Annotated in this window: 31 protein-coding genes and 1 pseudogene; 4 read left to right on the plus strand and 28 right to left on the minus strand. The window is 58.6% G+C overall.

Going from position 1 to position 24,937, the window contains the following annotated elements; translation table 11 throughout:
- Positions 1–434: 434 nt before the first annotated feature.
- From AC1DRN_RS06195 to AC1DRN_RS06290, 20 genes and pseudogenes are all read right to left on the minus strand, one after another.
- Positions 435–3,362 (minus strand): annotated as a pseudogene (locus AC1DRN_RS06195) (TipJ family phage tail tip protein); the annotation flags it as partial.
- A gap of 60 nt (positions 3,363–3,422) precedes the next feature.
- Positions 3,423–4,034, minus strand: a complete 612-nt coding sequence (locus AC1DRN_RS06200) for a tail assembly protein (RefSeq protein ID WP_457265740.1) — start codon at positions 4,032–4,034, stop codon at positions 3,423–3,425.
- Positions 4,035–4,090: 56 nt separating this feature from the next.
- On the minus strand, positions 4,091–4,441 hold the full coding sequence (locus AC1DRN_RS06205) for a hypothetical protein (protein WP_457265741.1): 351 nt from the start codon (positions 4,439–4,441) through the stop codon (positions 4,091–4,093).
- A 370-nt stretch (positions 4,442–4,811) separates the two neighbouring features.
- Positions 4,812–5,312 (minus strand): hypothetical protein, encoded by a 501-nt coding sequence (locus AC1DRN_RS06210; RefSeq protein WP_457265742.1) that lies wholly within the window; start codon positions 5,310–5,312, stop codon positions 4,812–4,814.
- Between the two features lie 241 nt (positions 5,313–5,553).
- Positions 5,554–6,318, minus strand: coding sequence for a C40 family peptidase (locus tag AC1DRN_RS06215; RefSeq protein ID WP_457265743.1), 765 nt, complete (start codon positions 6,316–6,318; stop codon positions 5,554–5,556).
- Positions 6,319–6,320: 2 nt separating this feature from the next.
- Positions 6,321–7,073 (minus strand): phage minor tail protein L, encoded by a 753-nt coding sequence (locus tag AC1DRN_RS06220; RefSeq protein ID WP_457265744.1) that lies wholly within the window; start codon positions 7,071–7,073, stop codon positions 6,321–6,323.
- An 11-nt stretch (positions 7,074–7,084) separates the two neighbouring features.
- On the minus strand, positions 7,085–7,423 hold the full coding sequence (locus AC1DRN_RS06225; protein ID WP_457265745.1) for a phage tail protein: 339 nt from the start codon (positions 7,421–7,423) through the stop codon (positions 7,085–7,087).
- Between the two features lie 6 nt (positions 7,424–7,429).
- A complete protein-coding gene (locus tag AC1DRN_RS06230) occupies positions 7,430–10,423 on the minus strand; it encodes a phage tail tape measure protein (RefSeq protein WP_457265746.1) in 2,994 nt (997 codons plus the stop codon).
- Between the two features lie 27 nt (positions 10,424–10,450).
- A complete protein-coding gene (locus AC1DRN_RS06235) occupies positions 10,451–10,717 on the minus strand; it encodes a DUF1799 domain-containing protein (protein ID WP_457265747.1) in 267 nt (88 codons plus the stop codon).
- 53 nt (positions 10,718–10,770) lie between these two features.
- The gene (locus tag AC1DRN_RS06240; protein ID WP_414928251.1) at positions 10,771–11,154 is read right to left on the minus strand and encodes a phage tail assembly chaperone; all 384 of its coding nucleotides are present in this window, start codon (positions 11,152–11,154) and stop codon (positions 10,771–10,773) included.
- Positions 11,155–11,163: 9 nt separating this feature from the next.
- Entirely contained in the window at positions 11,164–11,811 is a 648-nt protein-coding gene (locus AC1DRN_RS06245; protein ID WP_457265748.1) for a phage tail protein, read from the minus strand.
- Between the two features lie 71 nt (positions 11,812–11,882).
- Entirely contained in the window at positions 11,883–12,299 is a 417-nt protein-coding gene (locus AC1DRN_RS06250; protein ID WP_457265749.1) for a phage tail terminator-like protein, read from the minus strand.
- Positions 12,296–12,892 (minus strand): hypothetical protein, encoded by a 597-nt coding sequence (locus AC1DRN_RS06255; protein ID WP_457265750.1) that lies wholly within the window; start codon positions 12,890–12,892, stop codon positions 12,296–12,298. The genes AC1DRN_RS06250 and AC1DRN_RS06255 overlap by 4 nt, the downstream gene beginning before the upstream one ends.
- Positions 12,889–13,257 (minus strand): hypothetical protein, encoded by a 369-nt coding sequence (locus AC1DRN_RS06260; RefSeq protein ID WP_457265751.1) that lies wholly within the window; start codon positions 13,255–13,257, stop codon positions 12,889–12,891. Before AC1DRN_RS06260 ends, AC1DRN_RS06255 begins: the two co-directional genes overlap by 4 nt.
- Positions 13,258–13,276: 19 nt before the next feature.
- Positions 13,277–13,495: a hypothetical protein gene (locus tag AC1DRN_RS06265; protein WP_457265752.1), complete on the minus strand. Its 219-nt coding sequence runs from the start codon at positions 13,493–13,495 to the stop codon at positions 13,277–13,279.
- 36 nt (positions 13,496–13,531) lie between these two features.
- Complete coding sequence (locus tag AC1DRN_RS06270; RefSeq protein ID WP_457265753.1) at positions 13,532–14,035, minus strand: DnaT-like ssDNA-binding protein; 504 nt, start codon at positions 14,033–14,035, stop codon at positions 13,532–13,534.
- A gap of 62 nt (positions 14,036–14,097) precedes the next feature.
- A complete protein-coding gene (locus tag AC1DRN_RS06275) occupies positions 14,098–14,655 on the minus strand; it encodes a hypothetical protein (RefSeq protein ID WP_457265754.1) in 558 nt (185 codons plus the stop codon).
- Positions 14,656–14,705: 50 nt separating this feature from the next.
- The gene (locus AC1DRN_RS06280) at positions 14,706–15,674 is read right to left on the minus strand and encodes a major capsid protein (protein WP_457265755.1); all 969 of its coding nucleotides are present in this window, start codon (positions 15,672–15,674) and stop codon (positions 14,706–14,708) included.
- Positions 15,675–15,683: 9 nt separating this feature from the next.
- Positions 15,684–16,394, minus strand: coding sequence for a hypothetical protein (locus tag AC1DRN_RS06285; RefSeq protein WP_457265756.1), 711 nt, complete (start codon positions 16,392–16,394; stop codon positions 15,684–15,686).
- A 177-nt stretch (positions 16,395–16,571) separates the two neighbouring features.
- Positions 16,572–16,727, minus strand: a complete 156-nt coding sequence (locus AC1DRN_RS06290; protein WP_414924222.1) for a hypothetical protein — start codon at positions 16,725–16,727, stop codon at positions 16,572–16,574.
- A gap of 37 nt (positions 16,728–16,764) precedes the next feature.
- On the opposite strand from AC1DRN_RS06290, the gene AC1DRN_RS06295 reads away from it, so the two are divergent.
- Positions 16,765–17,520 carry a hypothetical protein gene (locus tag AC1DRN_RS06295; protein ID WP_457265757.1) on the plus strand — a complete coding sequence of 252 codons (756 nt, stop codon included), beginning with the start codon at positions 16,765–16,767 and terminating at the stop codon, positions 17,518–17,520.
- An 11-nt stretch (positions 17,521–17,531) separates the two neighbouring features.
- Here the strand turns inward: AC1DRN_RS06295 and AC1DRN_RS06300 are convergent, their stop codons facing one another.
- From AC1DRN_RS06300 to AC1DRN_RS06320, 5 genes are read right to left on the minus strand one after another with little or no spacing between them, the layout of a single operon-like run.
- Complete coding sequence (locus AC1DRN_RS06300; RefSeq protein WP_457265758.1) at positions 17,532–18,620, minus strand: minor capsid protein; 1,089 nt, start codon at positions 18,618–18,620, stop codon at positions 17,532–17,534.
- A complete protein-coding gene (locus AC1DRN_RS06305) occupies positions 18,595–20,055 on the minus strand; it encodes a DUF4055 domain-containing protein (RefSeq protein WP_457265759.1) in 1,461 nt (486 codons plus the stop codon). The genes AC1DRN_RS06300 and AC1DRN_RS06305 overlap by 26 nt, the downstream gene beginning before the upstream one ends.
- Entirely contained in the window at positions 20,052–21,353 is a 1,302-nt protein-coding gene (locus AC1DRN_RS06310) for a terminase large subunit domain-containing protein (RefSeq protein WP_457265760.1), read from the minus strand. The genes AC1DRN_RS06305 and AC1DRN_RS06310 overlap by 4 nt, the downstream gene beginning before the upstream one ends.
- Entirely contained in the window at positions 21,340–21,801 is a 462-nt protein-coding gene (locus AC1DRN_RS06315; protein ID WP_457265761.1) for a DUF2280 domain-containing protein, read from the minus strand. The genes AC1DRN_RS06310 and AC1DRN_RS06315 overlap by 14 nt, the downstream gene beginning before the upstream one ends.
- A gap of 32 nt (positions 21,802–21,833) precedes the next feature.
- Positions 21,834–22,457 carry a putative metallopeptidase gene (locus AC1DRN_RS06320; protein ID WP_457265762.1) on the minus strand — a complete coding sequence of 208 codons (624 nt, stop codon included), beginning with the start codon at positions 22,455–22,457 and terminating at the stop codon, positions 21,834–21,836.
- Positions 22,458–22,531: 74 nt separating this feature from the next.
- Between AC1DRN_RS06320 and AC1DRN_RS06325 the strand changes: the two genes are divergently transcribed.
- Complete coding sequence (locus AC1DRN_RS06325; protein WP_477786654.1) at positions 22,532–22,744, plus strand: hypothetical protein; 213 nt, start codon at positions 22,532–22,534, stop codon at positions 22,742–22,744.
- Between the two features lie 31 nt (positions 22,745–22,775).
- Here AC1DRN_RS06325 and AC1DRN_RS06330 read toward each other — a convergent pair whose 3' ends face one another.
- Genes AC1DRN_RS06330 through AC1DRN_RS06340 form a run of 3 tightly spaced genes read right to left on the minus strand, consistent with a single transcriptional unit; the run spans position 22,776 to position 23,587 of the window.
- Positions 22,776–23,030 carry a hypothetical protein gene (locus AC1DRN_RS06330; RefSeq protein WP_457265764.1) on the minus strand — a complete coding sequence of 85 codons (255 nt, stop codon included), beginning with the start codon at positions 23,028–23,030 and terminating at the stop codon, positions 22,776–22,778.
- Positions 23,031–23,219 carry a hypothetical protein gene (locus tag AC1DRN_RS06335; RefSeq protein ID WP_457265765.1) on the minus strand — a complete coding sequence of 63 codons (189 nt, stop codon included), beginning with the start codon at positions 23,217–23,219 and terminating at the stop codon, positions 23,031–23,033.
- A gap of 53 nt (positions 23,220–23,272) precedes the next feature.
- Positions 23,273–23,587 (minus strand): phage holin family protein, encoded by a 315-nt coding sequence (locus AC1DRN_RS06340; protein WP_457265766.1) that lies wholly within the window; start codon positions 23,585–23,587, stop codon positions 23,273–23,275.
- Between the two features lie 159 nt (positions 23,588–23,746).
- Here AC1DRN_RS06340 and AC1DRN_RS06345 point away from each other — a divergent pair, with 159 nt between their 5' ends.
- Both AC1DRN_RS06345 and AC1DRN_RS06350 read left to right on the plus strand, forming a co-directional pair.
- Positions 23,747–23,926, plus strand: coding sequence for a type II toxin-antitoxin system HicA family toxin (locus AC1DRN_RS06345; RefSeq protein ID WP_457265767.1), 180 nt, complete (start codon positions 23,747–23,749; stop codon positions 23,924–23,926).
- 51 nt (positions 23,927–23,977) lie between these two features.
- Entirely contained in the window at positions 23,978–24,703 is a 726-nt protein-coding gene (locus tag AC1DRN_RS06350; RefSeq protein WP_457265768.1) for a type II toxin-antitoxin system HicB family antitoxin, read from the plus strand.
- Positions 24,704–24,937 lie beyond the last annotated feature (234 nt).

Raw genomic sequence — 24,937 nt, forward strand, 5'->3', positions numbered from 1 at the left:
GTCGGCGACGTGAGCCAGCTGTATTTGTCCACCAGCAGGTTGGTGCCGGCGGCCCCAAGTCCACCAATGCTGGCTTGGATACCAGTCAGCGACTGCCCTTGTGCCGTGATGGCATCACCCTGCTGTGTCACGGTGTTGCTCAGGGCTGTAACGGTCGCCGCCTCGGCCTTGGTCGCCACTTGAGTCAGCGCATTGGCCGCCGCTGCCGCCGCATCGGTGGCCACCTTGTCAGTGACCGCCGCCCACGCCGAGCCAGTCCAGCGCTTCGGGGTGTTCGCTCCTCCGGTGATGTCGATCCACAGATTCTGCGCCAGCTGATCGGCCGCCGCCGGCGCCGCCGTCTGCACCAGCACCTTGCCCTTGCCACCGGCAAGGGTGTTGGCCGCGTTCGCCGCGTTTTGCGCGGCGGTCACGTTGGTGTTGGTGGTGGTCAGGCTGTTGTTTAGCCCGGTGATCGCCGTGCCTTGGCTGGTATTAACCCCCTCGATGCTGGTGATTTTGCTTTCAGTGACATTAACCCGTGCGGCCAGGCCGTTCGAATCCGATACCACTTGGCCAACGTCCATCCAATAGGTCGCATTCGGGGGCGACTTCGCTCCGCTGACATCCGCTGGCACCGCGATTTTGGCTTGGTACAGGCGGTCATCCAGACGAATCGAGTCGCCAACATCGTAGGCTTTTTCTTTCTGATACTCCCCCGACTTGGCAATGGTGTTGACCTGATCGATTTGCTGTTGCAGCGCGGCCTGCCCTTCGCCTACCCGTTCATCCAGCTCATTCAAGCGATTGCTCACCGACCCTGGCAGGGTTGCCGGGCCATCAATCAAATCGATCCTGCCGAGCAAGCTACCGCCCAACTCAGACTCAGAGATCTGACCCGCGATCTGATCAAGAATCGGTCCCGCGTCGGAACTGGCCTGCCCCATGACGCCAAGGCCTGTCGGATAAAAAGGCCCCACGTTGCCGGTACGGTCGATCAGGCGTACCCAAAAAAACAGGCGCGCCCCCGCCTGCAGGTGCTGCAGTGAATAATCGTTTTGCGGGTAAGCCAGATCCGCCAGCTTGGTCGCAGCCTCCAGACTGGTTGTCGGCCCGTACCAGATTTCCGTCCGCTGGCTGTCCTCGGCGCCGGCCGGGAATCCCCACTTGAGGTAGATGCCAAACAGCAGTGGTGTGGCTGTCAGCGATGACACCGCTGGCGGCAAGCCTTCCTTGCCCTTGAGATTGGTCAGGATCGAGGCGCGCCAGACCGACGATATGTCGAAGGCGCTCACGGCTCGAACGCGGGCCACATAGGCGCCCGCGTAGATGCCCACAACATCTACACCGGTTGCGCCAGTGCGCGGCATCTTGATCCAGTTGCCGCTGTCCTTGCGCCACTCCACGTCATAGCCAACCGCACCGTTCACCGCTGGCCAGGTGATCGTCATGGTGGCGACGGCGATGCCTTGGGATACGACTGAACTTGCCGACAGGGTGACGTTCGCCGGCGCCGGCACCACGGTAATCGGAATGACGCTGATCGGCCGTTCTTCCAGTCGAGCACCGGTGTCGATGAAGGCGAACTTGCTCGAGTCGTACTGAACGGCCGAGATTTCAAATACGCCCGGTTCCGGCCGCGACACGGCGGTCACCCGGTACAGCGGCACAGCCAGGTCATCCGCATCGAGCGCCCAGACCAGCTCGCGCTCCGGCACCGCCGAATACGCGACAGTGACGGTCACCGCGCGCCCTGCTACGGACTGCACAGTGCGCCCTTCGCACTTGCCATTGGGCAGGTTCAGGATCAGTCGGTCGCCGGCCTTGGCTTGAGTGTCGCGGTCCAGGGTGATGGTGCGACCAGCAACTGCGGAGATTCGCCCACCGATTGCGCGGCCCGCCAGTAGCTCGTCGGCCACGGGGATCACGTAACCAGGCAGAGGGATGCGACCGTCGAGCCCCACCTTGAAGCTGACCGCCCGGTCTTTGGAGTTGGTCAGCAGCGCCCACTTGCCGCGGCGTTGCGCCTCCGACTCGCGGGTGCATCCAATGGCGCCGATCTCCAGTGGGTTGTCACCGTAACGCCGTTGCAGCTTCGGATCGGTCACCGAAGTGACGTCGGTGTCGTAGTTGTTCGCCGGGTTGTCGTAGCTGATCAGAGCTCGACTGTAGCGCGTGCGCTCCGACGCGCTCGAGTAAGTGAACTTGCCATCGATGACGTTCGCCCTGGTGTAGGCAAAGTCGAAGTCGGTTGCGCGCGGCATGTCGGACAAGCTGAACAGCTGTCCTTGCGCCCAGTAGGTCATGCCGCGGTAAATCGCCGAGATATCGCGCAGCAGCGACCAGGCATCGGCCTTGCCCTGCAGGTTGAGGTTGCAAATGAAGCGCGGCTCTTGCCCGCCCTTTCCGTCCGGCACCAACTGATCGCAATACTGGGCGATCCGGTACAGCTCCCACTTGTCGACCTGCCACGACTTGATTCGGCGGCCGAGGCCGAAGCGGTCATTTACCGTGATTCCGTAAGTCACCCACGCAGGATTATCAGTCCAGGCGAGCTTGAAGGTACCGTCCCAGATGTCGGTGTAGGAGCGGCTGTCCGGGTCATAATTGCTTGGGACCTGCCATTTACGGGCTCGGCAATCTACGGTGACCGCCGGGATGTTGCGGAACTGCTCGGCCGAGAATTCGATGTAGAGCAACGCGGTATTCGGGTAGCTGAGCTTCGCGTCGATGACCTCGGTGAAGCCCGCGATTTGCATGGTGTCGGCGATCTTGTTGTTGTTCTGGTTGGGGGTGATGCGAGTAATGCGCATCAGCCAGCCACTGGTAGCTGCCGGTAAATCGATACGCCGCGTGCGCTCGTAAGTGCTGGTGGTCTTGCCATCCACGGCCTCACTGAGGACCTGCTGATAGGCGCCGCCGTCGGTGGCCAGTTCGACCTTGTATTCGATTCGGTAGCCGTTCACGTTGCCGCTGGCATCGATCGATTGCAGCGCAGGCCAGGCAAAGCGAACGCGCACGGCCGACAGCTCAGTGTTGTTGATGGCGCGAACCCAAGGCGTACCGCTGCGCAGCTCTATGCCGAGGGAGGTTTCGTTCTCGATCGACGGAATGCCTTGGATGTAGCCCTGCTCGACGGAGCCGCCGCGGTACTCCCACTTCACGTTCGGGAAGTTCATGTTGCCCTGAGGATCTTGCAGCGGCGTGTTGTCGAGGTAGATGTCCTGGGCCGTTGGATTGCCGGCAAACTCACCCTCGCCCATGGCGATCAGTATTTTGGCCATGGCCACCGAGCGCAGACTATCTGGCGCCTCGGTCGGAGTCTTCGGCTTGTCCGATCCGCCCTTGGCGCCGACGATTTCAACCTGCTGTGCTGCGCCCATGCGTTCCTCCAGGCAATAAAAAAACCGCCTCATGGGCGGTCGTGGTGTTTGGTGGTCTGACTACATTTGGTCTTCGGCGTAGATCGCGGCGCTGATGATCGCGCCACCCCAGCGGCGCTTGCCGATGCAAAGCGGAACTGGGTTGCCGGATGCGGTGGTGTTCTTCGCGCTGCCGAAGGCATAGCCGGGTGTGTTTTCGGGTGCGGCGCTGGTCTTCAGGCCCTTCGCCGCCGGACTTAACATCTGGATTACTCCTCCAATGGCCATGGATGCGCCCATTGTTATCAGTGCAGAGCCGAATGGCGCACCCGCGCCGAAGGTGCCGCCAGTGATAACTAGGCCGACGACGATGAGCACGGCCCCGATAATTGTTTGCAGTCCGCCAGCCTTCTTGCTGCCGGAAATGATCGGCGCGATTCGTATGTCGCCATCTCCGGCAAAACCTAACTCATTTTCCCCGATGTTCGTTTTGCCACGGAACACTGCGAACTCAATCCCGCGAGACTTTGCGTTGGACAGGAACCGTTCAAAGCCCGGAATCTGAACACACAGGGCTTTGATTGCTTCAGCCGGCGACCGGACAGAGAGACGAAAGGACCGACCAAACTGTCTGAGCCGCCCATAAAGCTTGATCGTGGTCATGGGCTGGTAGTTGATCGACAGCATGGACATACGTTTCTCCAGAAAATAAAAAACCCGCCGAAGCGGGTCACAAATACGAACTCTGTTTACAGACAGCTTTGCAAGGCGGTCAGTCGCTTTTCAGATATCCAGTTGTTCAGCACAGCGTAATACTTACCTACTGAGCCCGATGCACCCGGCTGGATGTCGACGAAATACTCGGAGCCTGCCGTGAAGACCGTGTAGCCGCTATCCCGGCCCGGCTGAAGAGTGGCTTCAGGTGTTACCCCAAACAGTGACTGGTTTTGCCATTCGTACTGCACGCACTGGGCAACAGCCTTGTCAGATTTTTTCGAGTACAAAACTTTGCGCGGACCTTCCTGCCTGGCCTCGTTCATCGTTGGTGCCATGCACCCTGCCAGCAGCATCACCGCCATCGCCCCAATCAAAATCCGCATGACTCTTCCTCGTCCTGAAAGGGGGTGACTGTAGCACTGGGGCGCCAGAAACGAAAAAGCCCGGCGTGTGGCCGGGCTTCGAATTATGGAGTGCGATCAATCTCTTTGTGTGTACCTATACGCCTTAGCTCCGCAACTGTCCCAACAAGCTCAAAACTCAGTTTGTGGCTGTGGTTCGCGGTTATGTGAATCGTATAGACTCCTGGCCGCTTATAACCAGAAAGTTTCTCAAGACGCAATTTCTTGGGCTGAGGATCTTGGAGTAGTAGTCGATATGCTTCCTTGAAAGCAGCCTTAACGTCTTCAGCAAGAGCACTGTAAGAATTCTGAAACGACTTGCGGCCTATGTCGATGGCCGTAATCTTCAGCCTCACAGATCGTCAAGGAATTTGTCGATGTCAGCTGGCTCACTCAAAATCACTGGAGTGTGGTCAGACTCTTTGTCTGCATTGCTTTCCAAAATGCTCCAGCGTAGCTCCTCGGCCATGGTGTTAAGCGAGGTCAGCGCGTCTAGTAGTCCAGCGTACGCATCAACAACGCCGTCTTCATCGTTTAAGCGTGGATCGTTGATTGCGCACTGCATTTTTGCCTTAGATTCAGCGTAGGATTTAACCAAGCTGTCTTGGAGACTCTCCAGGACAGGCACTACGTTTTCTTCCGGTATCAGCTTGGAAGCTTCTCCAGATGCTATCGAGTCTTTGACCGCAACAAACGATCTTTCAGCTGCATTGAGCAGTTGGCAATGATGGGAGATGGCTTCAATCGTGCCGTCGATATCTCTCAGCAGGTCGAGAGACCGCACAGCGCCAACACCCATGAGCTCTGCGGCAGAAAGCGCATCAGCTAAGTGGTGGTGGTTTGCCGAATTCATCATAAATTCCCTCAGTGATAACCCGGTGAATGGACTACCGGGTCGCGATTATCTCTACGTTGATGTCCTTGTCAACTGAAATCCGCGATACAAAACCATTACGAACGATTTCGTAGCGCTCACAACGTGACTATAGATGAGACGGTCAAACGTACAACCAGTTCACGGAATGAATCAGCTATCGAAATGATAGATGCAATTGATTGCACAAAAATTACCGAAAACTCGTAGAGACATCCGTTTATGTAGTTGATTGTGCGTCTTTATGCCTGAGTATCAGGCGAATACGGTCCAACCAAGGGCCGCCGAACACAATAATTTCCGACGGTCGGCCGTATAGGTGGTGCAGCAGAAATGGTCCCGGACCAAATGTCGCGCCATCCTCGCCCATCAGCACCGAGTCATCGCCGAGAAATACACCAGCGTGATTGGGGTACACCGTCCGCCCCACCTCCATCACTATCATGTCGCCGCGCTGTGGATGGTCGACACGGACAAAGCCGGCCGCCTCGTAATTCGCTTCGTACAGGCTGACCGCGTCCGCACTTTCCCACCAGCCGTCCTCGCGCTTGAAGGTCTCGAACTCCAGCCCCCACTCGCGCTTATACCAGTCGGCGCAGACCTGCCAGCAGTCCCAGGTACCGTGCACGAAGGGGCGATTGAGCAGCGGCGTGTTGCCGGCCGGAGTGATGCTGCGCAGATCGCCTTCCGGCCAGCTCAGGATGTGCCAAGGCAACTCGGTGGCCTCGCACATGGCCAAGTCATGCGCGGACGGACGGCTGGTGGCGTCAGGGTGCGAGTGAACAATGCCGATCACCTCGCCCAAATCTTCCGCTGCGGCGTAATCCTCTGGATCAATCCGGAACTCTTCTCCGGGATCGGCCGCGATGTTCCGGCACGGGTGGTATAGCTGTTTGCGCCCTACGGCCAGTAGCAAGCCACAGCACTCTTTCGGGTACTCGGCGGCGGCGTGTGCCTGGATCGCACTCAGGATGTGCTTGCGCATGGTCAGCTCCGGGCGATCAGGGAAACAGCGGGGAAGCCGCCGTGTGGAAGTTGGTTGTTGTCTCCGAAGCGCACTTTGCAGGACTTGAGCCCGCCCTTGCATTCGTCTTTGCTCGGGTCGTCGGTCGGGTTGTCGTCATCGTCGAACATCGCGCCACCGGTGTAGCCGCAGTTCGGTCCGCGATATCCGCCCGTCATGGCCCAGTGACAGAAAGTCGTCATCTGCCGCCCGGGCAATCCGTGGTTGTCGATCTCGCCCGGGGATGACAGCTCCCACTGCACGGCCTCGCCGTCCTCGCCGGTTTTCTGGTCGATGTACCAGATTTCCAGCGCCTCTTGCGTTGGGTCGGCAGTCGGGTTGCCATCTTGGAAGTTCACCGCATCCAGGTACTGCGCCATGGTCTCGCGCACGGTCAGCTGAAACTTCAGCAGGTCGTCGAACGCCAGGCACAGCGCCGTGATTCGCCCGTTGACGTTGCCAGCGCTGAATACGGGTCGAGTTGCGCTGCCGTTGCTGTCCGCGCCGATGCCTTCAATCTGCACCGGCCAGGCCGCGTACTCGTTGCCCTGCCACCAGATCGACTTTGCTGGGAGCTCGTCGACTGAGCCCTCGTAGGCCAGTAGCTCGGCTGGCGTGTGCGGGATGGCGTGACCGTGGAAGCGCAACACGTCAGCACCGTATTCCGTGCCGTCAATTTCAAACAGCCGCACTTCCCCGCCGGGCTCCAGCTTCTGGATGTCCGTTATCAATGCCATGAGGCAGTTCCTTATGGGTGAAAGGTTTGTTCTAGGGTTCCGGTCAGGGCGTAAACGTCGCCGCCCCTGTGCGCAGGCTTGTAACCCGTGCATCTGTAGAGGCCGAGCTCACCGAGTGGCGGCGCCCACAGGAAGGCTTTCGCCCCCGCGTGGCGATCGAGGAAGGCGATGATCTGTTTGACCGTGTCGGCGTTGCCGGTGTAGCTGAAAGGCCAGGACTGCGATTTGTTGTTGATGCCATCCGACACCGACTGCCTGTAGCCGTCGGCGAATTGTTTGGAACGTACCCGCTGACTGATGTCGCCCTCGGCCCCTTTTTCGATCTGCCAGGTGAATCGCTCAAGCGCCATAAACCGTCACCCTTTGATTGCTCTGGTAATGCTGCCGCCCTGTCCCAGATCCTTGCGCAGCAGCTGCCGATACTTCTGCTCGACGAAGTCGCCAAGCTCTTTGCCGAACTGCTGATACGACGGATCGCTGGATGTTGCGCTGGTGCTGCCATCGCTGGCGACATTCACTTGCACGCTGATTTGTGTAGCGCCGCCACCGCTCATGGCTTGAATGCCAGTCCCTCCGCCAGTGGTCAGTGGCGTTACACTTCCGCCGTTCGCCCCGGTCATGAGGAATGACCGGCCGCCCTCGTTGTAAAGCTCAGGCCCCAACTCGTTGACCTCATACAGCGAGTTCGCCGCGACCGGTCCGCCCGTGGCTCTTTGCCCAGAAACCCAACTCGAGAAATCGCTCCCCGTATAGCCGGCCTGGGTCGAGCCAGCCGAAACCGGGGCATCGCCACTGCCGAAGTAAGCACTGGCGGCAGTGCTGGCAATGTTCGACAGCAGCCCGGAGGCCGCCTGCCGAGTTGCGATGCGCGCCATGTCGGCCAAGATCGATTTGGTGAAGTCGGAAAACGCGAACTTTCCTGATATGGCGAAGTTCGCGACTGCGTCCTCCATTCCGCTGAAAGCATTGGAGAACAGGCTTTTCGTCTGCCCGGCCACGTCACGCGCTGATTCCAGGTAGTTCTGCCACGCCGACGATGCGCCGGCGCTCCAGTCACCCTGGGCGGCGGTCATTTCGTCGTAGTTGGATCGCACGGTGTCATGCAGATCCTGCTGCGTGGCTTTCAGCGCGGCCAGCTTCTGGGTGTACTCGTCGAGGCTCATGCCGCGCGAGCCATCGCCGTACTGGTTGGCCAGCTCCAGGCGCTGCTGGTTAAAGCGGTCGTCGATGCCGTTCTGCTGATCCGTCAGACCACGTTGACGGTCACCCTGGCCAAGACCAGAGGCCGCGCGCAGACCCTGCTGCCGAAGCGTATCGACCTGTTGCTGCAGGGCGCTAGTGTAGGTGTTGACCGCCAGAGTCTGCTTGTCGGTGCGCTCCTTTTCCTTCAGTGCGAGCACAGCCAGCTCTGAATCAGCATCCTTCTGAGCCTTGACCATCGCCTGACGTGCATCGGCGATCTTCTGGTCCAGTTGGATGCCCTGGGCGACCGTGGTGGTCTTCTTAGCCTTGGCTGCTTCGAGGGCGGATATCTCGGCCTCGAAGGCTGCAGCCACATCCGCGTTTTCCTGCTTGATCAGCGCGGCGCTTCGCGCGGCATAGTCCTCCTGGGATACCAGACCGGCCTTCTGCGCCGCGTCCAGTTCCTTCTGGGCGTTTTTATAGTCGGTGACGATGTCGGCCAGGTTGTTCTTGGCGTTGTTGAAGACGGTTAGATCGACCTGGGAACCGGCTGCTTTCGGATCCTTGAACTGGTCGTTTATGTTCGCCAGGTTCTTGTCGATCGCCGCTTGATTCAGGCGCGGATCGTTCGGCGCGACCTTGCGAATGTCTTCGAGCTGCTGCTTGTACTCCTTGATCGCCTCAGTGCGCTTTTGCTCATTCGTCCATGAAGACTTGGTCAGTGCATCAACCTTCGCCATCGACGAGACGGCGTCACCCTGGGCTTTCGCCTGCTCACCTTGCCATTTGGCGATATCGGCCTCGGCATCCCTCTGGTCCTCCAGCATGTTGAGCTGATTGGTATAGAGGTCGATCATTTCCCGCTTGTTCTGGAACAAACCGATGTTACCGGCTTGGGCCGACGCCAAATTGCGGCGTGCCTGCTCGATGTCTGCACCAATATCTGGCCGGCCGATATTCTTCAGATTGTCTGCAGCGCGCGCGACAGCGTTGTAACCCTTTTCCCAGAAGCTCAGATTTTCGAGAATTCGTGGCGTGCGCTCGTTGATGGCATCGGCATATTGCTCTGTCGCCAGCTTCACCGCGCCCGCATGATTACCCTGCTCCTCCAGTGCTGCGATCTGCGAGTAAACCGAAGCCGTCAGGTAGTGGTACTGCTCATTCAGCGCAGCGGACGCCTTAACCGGGTCGTCTGCCAGTTTGGAGAACTCGGCAACTGTTTCGCTGACGGCCTTGCCGGTCGCTTCCTGCATGGACACTGCGGCCTGGGTGATTCCGGTAAAGCTCTCGCCGGCAATCTTCCCATTGCCGGCCAGAAGAGCCAGGACCTCAGCAGCCTGCCCGGTCGTGCCGACGGTGGCGCTCACTTGCCGCGCCATCTCCCCCAGTTGCCCAGCACTTACACCGGCGTAGTTGCCGGTCAGGATCAGTGACTTGTTGTAGCTGTTCTGCTCTTCGCTGCCCTTGTAATAGGCGTATGCGAGCCCGCCCACTGCCGCGGTGGCCAGCGCGAGTGGTCCAAGGATGGCGAGTAATCCTGCAGCCCCCTCGCCTGCACCGGCGCCCAACTGAGCGACCGCACGAACACCGCTACCCCAGTCACCCGAGGACAGCGCATTTCCCAACTGCACGACGTTCTCTTGCGCCTGACGGGTACCGAGGCGAAGTTTGTCGAAACCGGTAGTAGTCTTTTCAAGTTTGGCGTAGTCCTTGTCGATCTTGCTCAGCGCGGAGTTGTACTGATCTTGGCTGATGCGACCTGCATCCAGATGCTTTCCCAGTTGCTCGACCTGATTGTCCAGCTTGGACATGGCCGCGCGGGCCGGATCGATTGCGCCCAGTAGGCTGTTGAGGGCCTTCTGTTCATCCAGTGTCGACTTCGCCAGCGCCGCCTGCTGTTTGTCCAACTGCGCGGTGATTTTGGTGAACTCGGCCTCGCCATAGGCGCCGGTCTTGGTCAGCTTCGCCAGGCTTTCGCGCTGTTTGGCCAGTTCCTGCGTGGTGGTCGCGCCTTTCGACAGAGACTTTTCCAGCGCCTGCATTTCGTTCATCAGGCTGACGGCGGACTGCTCAGCGCGATCGCCAGCTTTGGTCAGCTTGTCGAGATCGGTCGCAGCGTTGGCGGCATCAGCCGAATCGACCTTGATGCCGAGTTCTGCAATGTTCATCGACTCACCTTGAATAATTGCCCGCTCTCACGGGCTGTTGTCGCGTGCTTCAGCCATCACCGCAATGGCTTCCGACTCCATAACGCGGATGTCCTGGAACACACCGGGGCGATCCTTTGCCGGGATGCCGACGAGCTTCATCACATTGGGCAGAACGCCGTAATCGAGGCCAGTTGCGCCGCACGCACCGGTACGCCACTGGGTCCCCATCGAATCCATGACGAGGAAAGACGGCCAGTTGTCCGGCCAGACTTCAATGGAGTCATCGATATCCGATGGAGAAAGCCCAAACACCGAAAGGACATTGGAATCAGTGGTCTGCTCGTAGAGTGCGCGTGCGACGTCGGTCAGTTTCCCAAGCGGGCCTTACCGAACGCTTCGCTATAGGCCTTTACGACAGCGTCCGACACGCCAACACAACTCTTCACCAGAGCTGTGATCGACTCGTCACTAAGTTTGTCACCGAAGCCCCAAGACACGACCAGATCCTTGATCTGTTCGACGCCTTGCTCGACTTCGGCTGCAGTGATTTCTACAAGTGTTGGCTCCGTCCCTTTGAAGCGCTCGCCGAGGTCACTTGCCTTCTGCTTCCAACTGTCGAAGAGCTCAGCCAAAGCAGTGCGGTCGCGATACTTGAACGTGAACGGAACCATTGCCGGGTTGCCACCTACCTGCGGAATGGGCACATCGACGGTAAACGTCGGCTTCGGTGCGATGGAAAACTTTGCCATGAGAATTCCTTACGACAGGTAGCGGGTGGGTTCAGCCTGCAACGCCAGGTTGACAGTGCGGGTCAGCAGGTTGTTGCGCGATACCGCCGGTTGCTTCGAGAACGAGGTGTACGCGCCGTAGAGAACGGTATCGGTGCCAGGAAGATTCATCCGTGCAGCCTGGATCTTCTTGCCCGCATCTGCTGCGAGCAGCACGGCATTGAAAGCCTGGGCCGGATCATCGGCAATGGTCAGCGCCATACTCGCAGCGGATTTATCAGTCGGGATTTGCTTGCCTTGGTCGTCTTCGAGGAAAACCACATCCAAGTAGTTTTGCTCTCCGCCGGAGAACGCGACGTCAGTCACTTGCGGGATCTGCACCCAGGTGAGGACCTTCTTCAGAGTGCCAACACCACCGCCAGCCGGATAGACCTGGACGTCGGACGTATCAATGCCTTCGAGAGTGGTCGCCGTTGCAGTCGCCGTTTTGACTCGCACCACTCGGTTGTTCAGGCGACTCCAGCCGGCAGTAACCAAGACGATGTCACCAGCAGCCAAAGTGCTGCCTGTCACCGTGGCGACCGCCTCATTGGCATTGGACATCGCAGTGAATGGCAGCTCGGCGGCGTAGGTGGCACCGTGCTGAATGGTCGCGCCGTTGGGGAGTTTGTAGCCCATTGGTTTTTCCTCTTTGCAGAAATGACAAAACCCACTCAATGGCGGGTTCCGGGGTTGCCCAACGGGCGGATTTAGTTAGTGTCGGCTCGGTAAAGGAACGACACAGGAACAGTGAAGGTGGTGTCGTCAGGAATGCCGGGGCCGGGGTCTACCGGGCTCATGGTCACCACCGTAAGCGCGCCTTTCGTGTTTCGCTCGTACAGCGGGAACAGCGTGGCGATCTGGTCGGCCAGTGCGCCGGCCGCACCTCGGTACTTGCCAGAAGGCGTCACGATGCTGACTTGGAATACGCCGGTGTACAGCTTATGGTCGCCGCCGAGCGTGTTGCTTGCGGTGTCGGCGGGCAGCGTGAACGCCTTCAGGTAGATGGCACCATCAATGGGCGTGTAGGTCTCGTTCTCGACTACCACCTTCAGCGGTGTCGGTAACGCCTTTGCCCAGGCGATCAGCTTGGCCTCGTAGATCGAGGCGATGATGTTGTGGCTCATACCTGGTTGTTCCTGATGGCCTCCTGCACGATCTGCTGGAAGCGGGCCACGGTTATGCGGACCATGCCGTTGGGTGCTTGGGTCGAATGCCCGAACTCGAGAGGGATCGCGTACGGCAGGTTGTTTATGAGGTAGGCAGTCTGGCCGGCGTTGAAGTCGCTGACTGCCGAGATCAGCGCGGCGATGGTTTCGCTTCCACTCGGGTCCACCTCGTCGAAGGTGACGTTTTCGACGACATCGATTGTGAGGTGCCAGTTCGCCCGGAACCGCCCGCCAACGTAGCCTTCGGGAGCAACGATATCCATGCCGTCGTTCAGCTTACGGCCTGGCTTGAGGCGGCCCGCTTTCGTCAGGTTAGCTGGATCACTGCGCAGGTCACTGTTGTGATCGTCTACGGCCTTGTTGTACTGACGGGCCACAGTGTTCTGCGCCCATATCTCGGGATTGCCCACAGGTGACATGCGGATCACGCTGCTGCCGACCTCGATGATGATCTCGCGCAGACTGGCGTCGATAGCTTCCGTGGCCTGAGCCGCGAATTCAGCCAGACTCAAGGCAAAGCTGCCCGACTGCCCGGAACCCGCGCGGCTCATGACCTCACCTGCAGCTCATACAGAGTCGGCGTACCGGCTGGGTTGATCTCTTTCAATGGAGGGACGATTGACCAAGTGCGACCTTGGATAATGACCTTGTTCAGCAGATCAGGCACCCACGCCAACCCCTGCGCGGCGATCTTAAGCTTCTTGTCGCCCTGCTTGATCAGACTGTTGTTCTGGAATTCTTGGCCGGTGAAGTCGAGCAGGATGCCTTGGGCGGTCTGCTCAGTGATCGTGTCGGGCGGCGCGGTCCCGGTGTCCGGGTCGTACTCGCCGACGGTGAATGCCCGAATAGTCACAGGCTGGCCGAACTCGGTGATCATCTCCAGAGCCATCACGGCCATTTCGTCGTAGAAGGCCATGGTGGCTCCAGATGTGTAATTAACTAAAAAATCCGATGTGGTACTCAGGCAGAGGTTTTCGCTTCCTGCGCTCCTCGATCATATTGTCAGCGATGCCGGCCGCCTGTTTCAGCACTTCGGCCCAAGACCCGTCAACCTGACTCCCTGCTGCAGCTCCCTCTGCTTTCGCGAGAGGGAGCGCTGCCGAAAAGTAGTGATCCCACGCTTGCTGCTCTTCATCGGTGTATTTGTCAGCCATGTTTGAGCTCCTTTTTATTGAGCCCCAAAACTAGCACTATGCGCGGACAGCAAACAGCCCACGCTTCTGTAGATAGTCAGCAAACTGCGTGGCGCTCGGGCGATCCGGTGCCGCTGGCAAGAGTCGGCCGCTGGTGTTGGGGATCGTCGCGTATTCGCGAGTTACCGCACCCTCGACGCGCTCCAGCGTTACCGCACCTTTACGCTTCTCGATCGGATCGATGTCGTCGGTGTGGATTTCAGCAGCCAACGCCATCTGGCCGTATTGGATGCGCGCCGGCAGGTAGTTCTCGGGTTTGAACTCGTAATCCAGTTCGATACCCCGGCGCGGCCAGGACAATGCCTGGTCGCTGTCCATCTTGCGTCCCTTCCACTTCATGCCATCCATCGCCAAGGCCGCTCGGCGCAACAGCGCTTCCTGCGCGGGCACTTCCCCCGGGATGGTCACGCCGAACTTGCCGGCGTACATGACCAAATCCTCGGCGCTCGCATAGCTTTCGGCGTCTGGCTTGCCGGTACCGTCCTCAACGATGAGAGCCATGAATCATCTCGCTGGAATGAGTTTTGAATGATTGGGCATCAGTGATGCTAACACCCGCAGTATCACGCCTTGGGCAGATCAGCGATGAGCTTTTCCAAGGATTCTTTCGAAGCATTCGCCCGGTACGTCACGCCGGCCGCGTCGAGCTTGGCTCTCAGGGCTTCGACTTCCTGCCCTTCGTCAGCCTTCAGAGATTCGATCTCCCCACGCAGCGTCTCGTTGTCCGTAGCAAGAGAATCGCGACTGGTGGCCAGCTCATCCACCTGGGTACGAATGTGGTCCAGCGCGTCGTAGAGACGGATCGCCAATTCGCCGCATTCCGGTTTCACGATCTCGCCAGCTTCGAGACCGTCAATAACGGCGCGGACCGTATCGCTCTCGGCCCGCAGCTTGCCGATCAGCTCTTCCAATTCGCTCTGATCGCCGCTAACAACAGCCATAGCTGCCGGAGCTGGCACTTCTTTCAGTGTTACTTCGGGAGTGTTGTCGGCTTCGTCGTCCCGACCCTCTGTCACGTTCGCGTCGATGATGCGCAGACCGACCTCCTTGGCCAACGCCTTCACGTCTTCCCGGTATTGGTGGAATGGCCCAGGTAAATACCAGATGTTCTTATTGCTCATGATCGTTTCCTCGCCGAGCCGAGCACGAAGCCCGGCTCCGCCATCAGGGGTTACTTGGAGGCATCACCGATCAGAGCAACACCGGCGGTGTCCTTGATGCTGGCAGCGGTTTTGTCCCAGTTGGTGCCGGTGGCCAGCGCCGCGTTGGATGGAGACTTGCCACCGTTGGTGGTGTCCCAGGTGTAACCCTTCAGGCCCAGGCCAAACGTGTAATCGGTTTGGATGGTGGTTTCGATTCGCTCTTTGCCGTTGACGGTTTGAACGTTCGAGATGATGTCGCGGTTGTCGTGAACCAATGCAGCGCCGCTTACCAGCCCCAGGATGATTTCCTTGTTCGGAGTGCCAGTCTGCATCAAGGCCGGAGCATCAGTGACAACCGAGACTTTACCCAGGATGTCGACCACGCGAACGTTGCCGGCCACAAACAGGTTGGTGGAATTGCCGATGGCTTGACCAACCAGCTTGTGCCAGGTGGTGCCCTGCATGATCTGAGCAACAATCGATTGGCTGGCATCACCGAACTTTGCATGCGCGTTGTTCAGACCTGCCTGAGTGATGCCCGCAGTTGCGGACACGTCGTTTACGGCAGCGGACTGCGCAGTGATCGCAGCTACCAGAGCAGCGATGGCGGTGTTCAGTTGATCCTTCAGCAGGACCTCGGCAAACGCGCGGCTGGCCACTTCGACGCCCTGAACGGTTGGACGCTCCAGCCAGGTCATCTGAGATGGCTCGTAGCGAATCGGCCCGAAGCCGCCGGCAACCTTCACAGAAGTGTTCTTCAGTTCGGTCAAGTCGGTGATCGGCGCGACACCATTCGCCGCGTAGCGATCAACTCGACGCTGAGCAGCACCCAACGCCTGGAAGAAAGATTCCTGCAGGAAGTCGCCGGTGAAGCCTTCGGGAGACAGCACGATCGCGCCGTTGCTGGCTGCGTTGAACGCTTCGAGCAACTGATCCAGCGTCTCGAGAGTCGCCGGCATGATGTATTGATTGAAAACCTGCATTTGAGACAGGGACATGATGATTCCTTACTTGAGAGGGAGGTCAGAGAACCTGCTGGCGATTGCCGCAGCGCGTTCCGTTTTGGTGCCGCCGATGTTGCCTTTCGCGGCCCCGCCGCCTGTTCCTGCACCGCCGGCCCCGCCGCCAGATGCCTTGCTACCCGCTATCAGTGGCGCGAACGCCACGTCATTTGCGAATTCTGCTTTCAGCTCATCCAGCGTTGCCGCCGAGAGCTTGCCCTGCTGGTCGAGGACAACCACGACAGGCTTCCCATCGCGCTGTTCGACGCTCAGACGACGTTCGATGTGCGGCAGCAGGGCTTTGGCGCTGCCCGGGATTGCTAAGGCAGACGCGATATCAGTAGCAGTCCGGCCGACAGTCAGTTCCCGGATCTGCCCACTCAGTGTTTGGCGCTCCTGTTCCAGCGTGCCATTCAGCTCAGCTTCGCGGCGGTTGTACTTCTCGGACCAAGAACGTTCGAGTTCTTCGACGTTGCCGGACTTGCGGGCTGCTTCTTCGCGCTCCAGGCGAGCCTGATCTTCGGCATCCTTGCGGGCTTTCTCCGCGGCTTTCTTCTCGCCGAGCAGCTCTTCAACCTTCGACTTCAAGCCGGAAACGTCTTCGGGTTGCGGCAGTCCTTCAATGCCGAGGACGTACTTGCCGTCCTTCTCGGTGTAGAGCGATTTAACGGTGTCGTCGAGACCATCCAGAGTGTCCAGCTGATACATCAAGCCCATTTGTTTGTCTCCCAGAGACGATTTGCAGGCCCTGCCCGCAGATATGAAAAAGCCCCGTCATTGACGAGGCCTGTGTAAATCGTTGGCATAAAAAACCCCGGCGGCTGCCAGGGCTTGATTGAAAGCATGTAGGTCCGTGCGAATGGGCGGGCCTTTTGGGTGTTGAATTTTTTCGTGTCAGTCGTCTTGATCTATCTGATCAAGAAAATCAACGTCATCATCTTCATCAACAATTGCCTGGGCGTCTTCTTCAACCCATGACTCGTCATCATGGAATTCATGATCGAGCAGATGGTCGTGCTCGGGTTCTGGAATATCTCGTTCTTCGCTCATAACTAACCAAAACAAAAATTGAAAGAACGGACTGTATATGAATATCCGTTCCATCCGTCAACGATCACGAAACAACGATGCGTTCACGGCACAGCTTGGCGTTGTCTCCCAGAGACGAGGATGCGGGCCCTGCCTGCGGGTTATCGAAATGCTCGACGCCTGGTTGGGCGTCGTAGTCAAATGGCCGCTTGCACGATGGCAAACGACTGATGTGATGACTTGGGATGAGGGTGCAGTAATGACAGGCGGAGATTGGGCAAACGTAGCGGCGGCATGTGCTGGCGCCCTATCAGCTTTATTTGCTTTTTTGACTATTCGAAAAAGTGTCAATGAGAGGCGCGATGACCGCTTGTTGAACTACGCAGTTAAGACCCTCGAGCGCGCGTATGAATCCCTTGTCGGCGATGCTCGCGTTGTCCCGCCTCCAGCAAACCGACTCGCATGGCTCACAACAGCGAGGCTGCTTGAGGACTACAAGAAAGCAAAGGTGCGCATACGTGACAAAGTAGCCCTTGAGGAGCTTGAAGGTCATGAAGAACACTGGCGACACCAGTTCTACCTGGCCCTCGCGCCTCTTGAAAACTGTCAGCCTGAGTTTTATTCGGGCTCGGACAACGCGAGGTTTTTGGACCAAATCCCAAAGATCACTGCAATCATCATTCATGCATTCGCAAGCTGGCCTGAAGACAAAGTCGATCCGCTGGACACCTACAAAAACCAGCAAGATGCAGCGGATCGTCTCGGTGTCAGCAAGATGTGGATAGGGCTTCGCCGCTACCTCAATGTCCTCTGACTACACACGTATCAAATCAGCCCTGCCCGCTCGAACGCCAGAGGCTCAAGAGCCTTCATCTGCACAAGGGTCAGAGGTAAAAAGTTGCGATCAAGCTGAAGCTCGGAGAATCGTTCGATACTCAGGCCACCTTCGCGGAAAAGCTTGGCGCGGACCGGGCCGATGGCCTTGTCCTGAAACGCCGCCGGCTGCTGCTTGAGCCAGTCGTAATAACTGAGGTCTGCCCTCACCTGCTGGGCGCCGCCGTCGCCGATGGATGCTCTCGTGGCGCCCTGGGCGAACAACGCGCTAAACCGGGTCACCGCCACCACCGTAGAGCGGCAGTTGATATGGATCGGTGGTCTCGGCCCCTCGGTAAGCTTGAATCGGCGCTTGTCGAGTGTCCGGCATTGACTGGTCGTCTTGGAATCCAGCGTGCTGACCCACTCGACCGACTGCACGACGTCGGAGTTCTCTTTCAGCGTCTCCATGCGCGCTTGGGTGGCAACGTGCTGCACTGCCGTCCGCACGATGGCGCCAGCGTTTCGGTTGGTCGTAGCCAGGACCCCGTCGTTGTACTTGAGTGCCTTGGTCCCGCGGATATTCCTGATGATCTGGAAGTTCGTCTGGCCTTCAAAGAAGCCCTGCCGGATTGCGCCTGTGAGGCGTTGTCGCTCGGTGGTGGTAAAGCCATCAATGAAAGACTTGAGCAGCTTCCCGCCGTCCGCACCGCGCACGCTGAGCGGATTGGTGAGGATCGCCGCACGCACCGCAGCAGCACCCGGCACCGCCGCATCGAATGACACGCCCACCGGCGCCGCCCGGGTCAGGCTGGCTGCCTCGAACTCGGCCTCGTAATTCGCGATGTCGATCAGATCGAGGTTCAGCTTCTCGCTGTACCGATCGAAGATGCCCAGCAGCAGGCTGTCGACTTCGCTCAGCAGGCGCTCCAGCCGCGCAACGGTGTAATCCGTCAGGTCGGCCCGGGTCAGCCGCTCGCGGATCGAGCGGTCAATTTCCTTGAGGAAAGGCCCGAACTTGGCGACCTCGCCCGACTTCAGTTGCTCAAGGAAAACAGCGTGCCGAATCGTGGCATCAAGGATCGCTTGGTTTGCGGCCATCCGGGATTACCTCGTCGTCATCCAGGTCAGGCCCGGGGTTCTCGGTTTCCAGTTCATCGCGGATCTGATCGTCGGTCTTCTCCGGATCAATCACCCCACGATCACGCAGGTACTGCCAGAAGTCGCCCGCCGGCAACTTACCGCCCTGCACTGCGTTGAACAGCGCGCTGAGGATCGTTGCGTCCAGAGTGATCTGGCTGAAATCCTGATTGAGCTTGTAAAGCGTTTCGCCCGCGGCATTCACAAACTCAGCCATCCACACCAGGCACTGGCTGTAAGCCTCACTGACGTTGCTCACCACCAGTGACAGAACGCTGTGTTCAGCGGCGCTGTCGTTGTCGGCCTGGGTCGCTGTCTTCACCGCACTTCCCCGTTCGATCAGCCGGGCGCCCAGCGACACCATGTCCTCTTTCTTGGCGTCCATGGCCTCTTTGGCCACGGTGTTCGGCTGTGCCTGCCAGACACCGCATGTGCCACTGACCGGCAGCAGCCAGGGCGCGCGGGAGCCGAGGAAGATGCCGTTCTTCTCCATGTGGTCGCGCCATTGCTCATCGAGCCCCGCCATCCACGGTTGCGGCTGGCCCACCAGGTAGGCCGCCTCTTCGTAGTCAGCACTGTTGCGGTAGTGGCCGATATTGACTTCGGCCATGTCGTACAGCGGCGAATCATCGATGGTCGTGTCGTTGTTCTCGCTGCCCAGAAATTGGAACGGAATCACGCGCCACGGTTGGCCAAGGCCATTGAGTGGAGTAAAGGGTGCGATGACCATTGCCGTCTGGCTGGAGCCCTCTTCCCACACCTCCTGCGTGTAGACGCCGGCGGCATCCAAGCGCAGCACGCGGTATTGGACAACCTGCTCGCTACCAAAGCCATCATCGGTGTCGACGTCGACCGTCTCGCGCAGCACGACGAGGCAAAGCAGGTACTGGCCGCCGACCTGACGCGTCTTCCAGTTGATGATGGCCTCGGCCGGGTAACTGGCGACATTCGCCCGTGCGCGACCTGCTTGTTCGTCTGCCTTACTCACGGTGCCGGCCTGGACAGCCGCGTAATCCACCAGCAGTCCGTGGCGGCCAACTTCAAGCAGATGCCCGATGACCGATTGCGACTGCTGGTAGATGCTTACGCCCTGCCCGTCGATGTCCTTCGACACATAGTCGAGCGCACCGGGAACAGTCAGCGTTGGCCAGGTGCGGAACACCGCCCCCACCAGACTGTGCTTTGTCCGACCCGTGGCGTTGTAGAAGACAGCACGCTTCTTGTACGCGTCGTAGCGGTCCCTATTGTCCTGGCTGGTGTCCGATGCATTCGGCCTCGGCAAATATCGGTCGCCAGCAGCTTTGATGGTTTCCGAACCCTTGCAGACGTCGCGCACCAAGCGCCAGCGGTACTGCGCCGCCTTATACTCGGACCGGGTAAAAGTGACGTCCGTCATCGGGCGACTCCCATTTTCATTGTGGTGACCGGTTTAACGATCGGGTACTCGCGGTGAATGAAGTAACCGCCGCCGTCGTTGGCGTGGTCGTTGCCCTGGCTCTTATCGGGCTCGCCGTTGGGCGCCCATATCTGCTGCTCAAGGCCATCGGCGTAAGTCGGGCATGTGAACGGGTTGACCAAGTAACGTCGCTCGCCCTGCGCATTGCAGAACATGGCGTTCATGGCGTTGATTCGATCCTTCACCGGCGGGTTGGCCGCCGGCGCTATGACCGCGAAGCCCGCCTGCTTAAGCATGGCCAGGTCCGTGACGCTGGCATTGACCGACTTACGCGAATCACCGGATGCATCCGGGTAGATCCGGATTTCACAGGTCTTCTCGAAGTCGTTGCCGTTGTGGCGCCAGTAGCGCTCCTTGATGCGGCGGATCATGTCCGGCGTGTCGTAGCCATCCATCAACTCATCCACGGCACGCGGCAGACCCTGGTCCCGTTTGACGTGGGTGATCGCCGCCATCTTGCCGACGTTGAAATCCATGCCGATGAACAGAGGCTCGCCCGGCTGCACGGTGTCGAAGCAGTGGTTCAGCTTGCGATCGTACGCGTGGTAGATCGAGCCGGACGTTAAGTTGACGAACTGGCCATTGAGGTAAGCGCGGATCAGTTGCTCGGGATACGATTCCATCAGCGATGGGATGTAGTCGTCCGGCAGGTTCAGTTCGTTGTCGAAGGTGCTGGCCTGAATCAGGCCGTACATTTCCTTCAGTGCCGGCTTGTCACGCAGTTGCTTTACGAACTGGAGGAAGACAAATTTGAAGCCTTCCGGCGTCGTGGTCACATCCACGCCGTTCTTCAACCCAGGCAGGTTGTATCGCATCCGGGCGATGATCTTACGCCAAGCCTGCTGAGCCTTTAGCGACGTCAGCACGTCCAGCTCATCCACCAGAGCATGGCCGATTTTGAAGCCGACGATTGTCTGCGGCTTTTCCATCGAGCGGCAGATCACAGTGCCGCGATACTGCCGGCCGCTGTAGATGTGAACCTCATGATTCGCCTGATTGATCTTGGTCTTCAACCCCCAGTCATAGGCCACCTCTTCCATCGTCGGATAGAAGATGTCACGGATCTGAGGGTAAGTCGGCGCGAAGTAGCCAGCGTTGACGCCGGGCCACTCCATGAAATGCTTGCTCAGTGCCGAGCATCCCACCCAGGTCTTTCCAGAGCCGAAGCCAGCAACGAATGCACGAAACTTATGGGGCAACAGGAGGAACTGCGACTGCGGAACGTTAAGGCTCGGCATTCGGCTTCCTCGCATCCACTACGTCGACCTGAATGCGAGTCGGGATTGCCAGCTCGTCGTCAGGCTCGTCCTTCCGGTTGCGATTGACGTAGATATCGCCGACTTCCTTCGCGGCCTGCTCCAATAACTGAGCAGTCAGCGACATGTTCTTCATGTTCTCGGCTTTCTCAGCCATGCGACCAAGTGCCCGGAGTCGATACGCTCTATTGGCGATCGGGATGTCTTCCGTCTCTTCGCGGAATCGTTTGCGGGCAGCGTGAAATAGCTCGGCCCACTTTGCGCCCAGGGCTCGACCGGCGAACTTTGTCGGGTCGTGTGATTCGCACTGCTGCCGGCTGACTTCAATGCCGAATTCTTTCTTGACCGACTCGACCACCTGAGATGGCGTATCAAAACAGGCTAGAGCCTGAACAATGAAGGCTTTGACCTCGCTTCGTAGTGCTGCCATATGGTTGTCATCCGTCAAAACCTGTCAGAAATTCAGGCCGACTTGAGCAGACAGGTTCCGCAGGCCCTCGAAATGTTCATTTCTCCCACCTCGGCAGGACTGTTTGCAGCGTCCACCAGTGCTTGAACCTCAGGGCTCGCTCCATAGCGACGAACGACACCGACGAATTCTTCAACGTCGTGTCCGCGCATCTCAAGCTTGGGCAGGCCCTCCTGGGTGAACTTGGGTGCGCCGTACTGATCCTTCGCCTGAGCGATGTGGTACAGCTCATGCTCGACCAGTGCGCAGAAGTCAGCATCGCTACAGGTGGCGCAGTAATCCGCAGCCAAGGTGATGATGTACGCCGGCACATCGCCGAACCAATCCATCATCTGCTGTTCCATCCGAGCTTTCTGCCAACCACCGGCGCGTAACGCCACTTGCTCAGTCTGCCCGAGCACCGTTCGGCCCTGTTTCTCGAAGTGGGACGATGCCCACATGAACCGGACATCAGCGTCAATCAGGTGTGCGTGGTCTTCATTGTGGATGCGGCCGGTGTCGGCCAGGATCTCAGCACTGAGCCACTCCCACACTTCTGGGGCTGGAGTAAGGCGGATACCGAAGTCAGACAGTCCAGACAGCTCCAAAATCGAGGCAGGCGGCATCGGTCTGTTCACGAATCACCTGACACTTGAAATGGCGGCTGGATGCCGGTATTGGTGGGATTCAACTCATCAGCAAGGAAAGCAACATGTCTGAAAACTTTAAAAATCTGCTCAAGGATACCGACATCAGCCAAGGTTCTCCGACGGCGCGTCGCGAGGCGGCTGTAACGGCAGCTTTGACGCTGATTCAGTCCAAGGTCCTGAACTCTAGCGGCGGAAACCAGCTTCAATGGGAACTCGGCAATCTCTCCGCGTATGCTGATCAAATTCAGGAAGCACTGAAGGTCAACGCAGAGTGATTCATCCGTGCCGCACTCACCTGCGGCACACCTACCCTTCCCCGCCATCGAGCAACACGTCAACCAGCTTCTGCTCACCCAAGCGCATGGCACCCAAGCACTGCAGGTCGTCGCACTTAGGACCCAGACCAAATACGGTGACCTCGCCCTTTGGGCCGATCAACGTTAAGGCTCCAACTGTGCAGTCCGGGTGATCGCCGGCGTCGAGATCATCAGCAATCTTGCGCAAGGTCTTGGCAGCGTCTCGCCAGTCCTCACGCTTGAACTCCAGCACCTTGACGGTCATTCAGGTCACCATGATGTGTGTTTGCGCGTGGGCGTAACCGTGCAGTTCTGCAACGATCAGGCCTTGCGGCAGCCCGGCAGCCTTGGCAGCGTCAATTGCCTTGGCAATCGCGCTATCCAGATCGTTCAACGCCTTGTTGATGTCCCGGCTCATTGGCAGCGCATGGAGCAGGCGGGTGACGTTGGTCATGCTGAACTCCAGTGTCGCGACACAATTTTCTGATTCGCGAAACGTGTCGCGGCCTATATCTCGTCTGCCTTTCTTTCAGCCCAGCGCTTGCCGAGTTGTCGGGCCTGCTCAACACCGAGCACGCCGATGAAGCCGGCCGTGGCGAATGACCAGGCAATGCTGAAGCCGAACTCTTTTACCGTCAGGCCAACCACCATAACGATCAGCGCACCGAGCGCCGCCTCGATCAATTGACGCAAAGGTTTCGTCTCTTTGCCGTCGTACTGACTACGGAGCCAGGTAAGGGCAAACGTCAGCCCCATGGCTAGGCCGTTCTCTCTCAGGGCGGTCAGGACCAACACCCAGAACGACGGGTCTTTTTCTGGCATGTGTGGCATCTCAGGTTCCTCCCCTATCAGGGAGCTATGAACAAAAAAGCCCCAACGAATGCTGAGGCCCTGAATAGGTGCTAAACCAAACACAACAAATTTGTTGTATTAACACATAAATGTTGTAGAATGGACTCATCCAAACAACGAGGCGAGGTGATGAAGTTCAGCGAGTTCAGACGATGGTTGAAGGCCCAAGGGGTAACCTTCGAAGCCGGCAAAGGAAGCCACTTCAAAGTCTCCGCCCCAAACGGCAACAGGACCACCTTCGCGGATCACGGTAGCAAGGAAATGCCAGAACCGACCCGCAAGGCGATCATTAAACAACTGGGGCTCTGAGAGCCCCTTCACCACATCTGAATGCTGGACCATCACCTCCGAGGAGTGACCATGTACGACTATGCAATCCGCTTTGAAGAAGATGATGGACCAGGTGTTGCCGTCTTCTGCCGAGACCTGCCGCAACTGAACAGCTATGGCGATGACCGAGAGCACGCTATCAGCGAAGCCCTGGACGCGATCGAATCTACTCTTTCACTCTATGTCGACGAGCGTCGCGCCATTCCAGAAGCGACCCCACCGGAGGATGGAGAGCACGTTGTTGCTTTGCCAGCCGTTACCGTTGCGAAGATTGCTCTCTGGAACGAGATGATGAAGCAAGGCATGCGCAAAGCAGATCTGTGCCGTGCACTTGGCGTTCACCAGGCTCAGGGCGACCGCCTTGTAGACTTCCTACATACGTCAAAGATGGAACAGTTGGAAGCCGCACTCGGCGCGCTTAAAACATCAATTCGCGTGAGCCCTTCCGAGCCAGGCTGGATTGATCTTCCGTATGGCGGTGCCCATGGCGGCCTGTACATCGAGCGGTTAGTAGACGCGTTCCAAGAGACTGGAGTGACTGAAATGCCAATCGGAAAAACTCGCGAAGGCTTGGCGAAGGTCAAGCGCTACTCACTGGACTTCATCCTGCGCACGCGATACGCCCGCCAACCAAGCACGATGCAGGCAGTGGATGCGGTCCTTGACCAGATTGTCGCGACCGGTCGCTTCCGTCGATCTTCAATGAAGGATCCGGTAACGGGCAAACCGGTAGAAAGCATCGCATTGATCGAATAGGTGCACGCGTCTTTCCGCGCTGTCCGCCAAAGACCTTCCCAGCGTCGACCCCCCATTGCATCGATCTCGCCAGTTCAGTCTCGTGCCACCCCGAAAGCATCTGAGGTCGGGGTGCGGGGGCTGCCGGTGTTGATTCCGTGCGTCGCACTATCCGGCTATCGACGTCCAGGCTTTCCCGAGCGCTGCCCTGGCTACAGGTGAATTCGAGGCGTAAAAAAGCCCCGCATGATGGCG

The organism is Pseudomonas sp. P5_B3, from assembly GCF_056400405.1.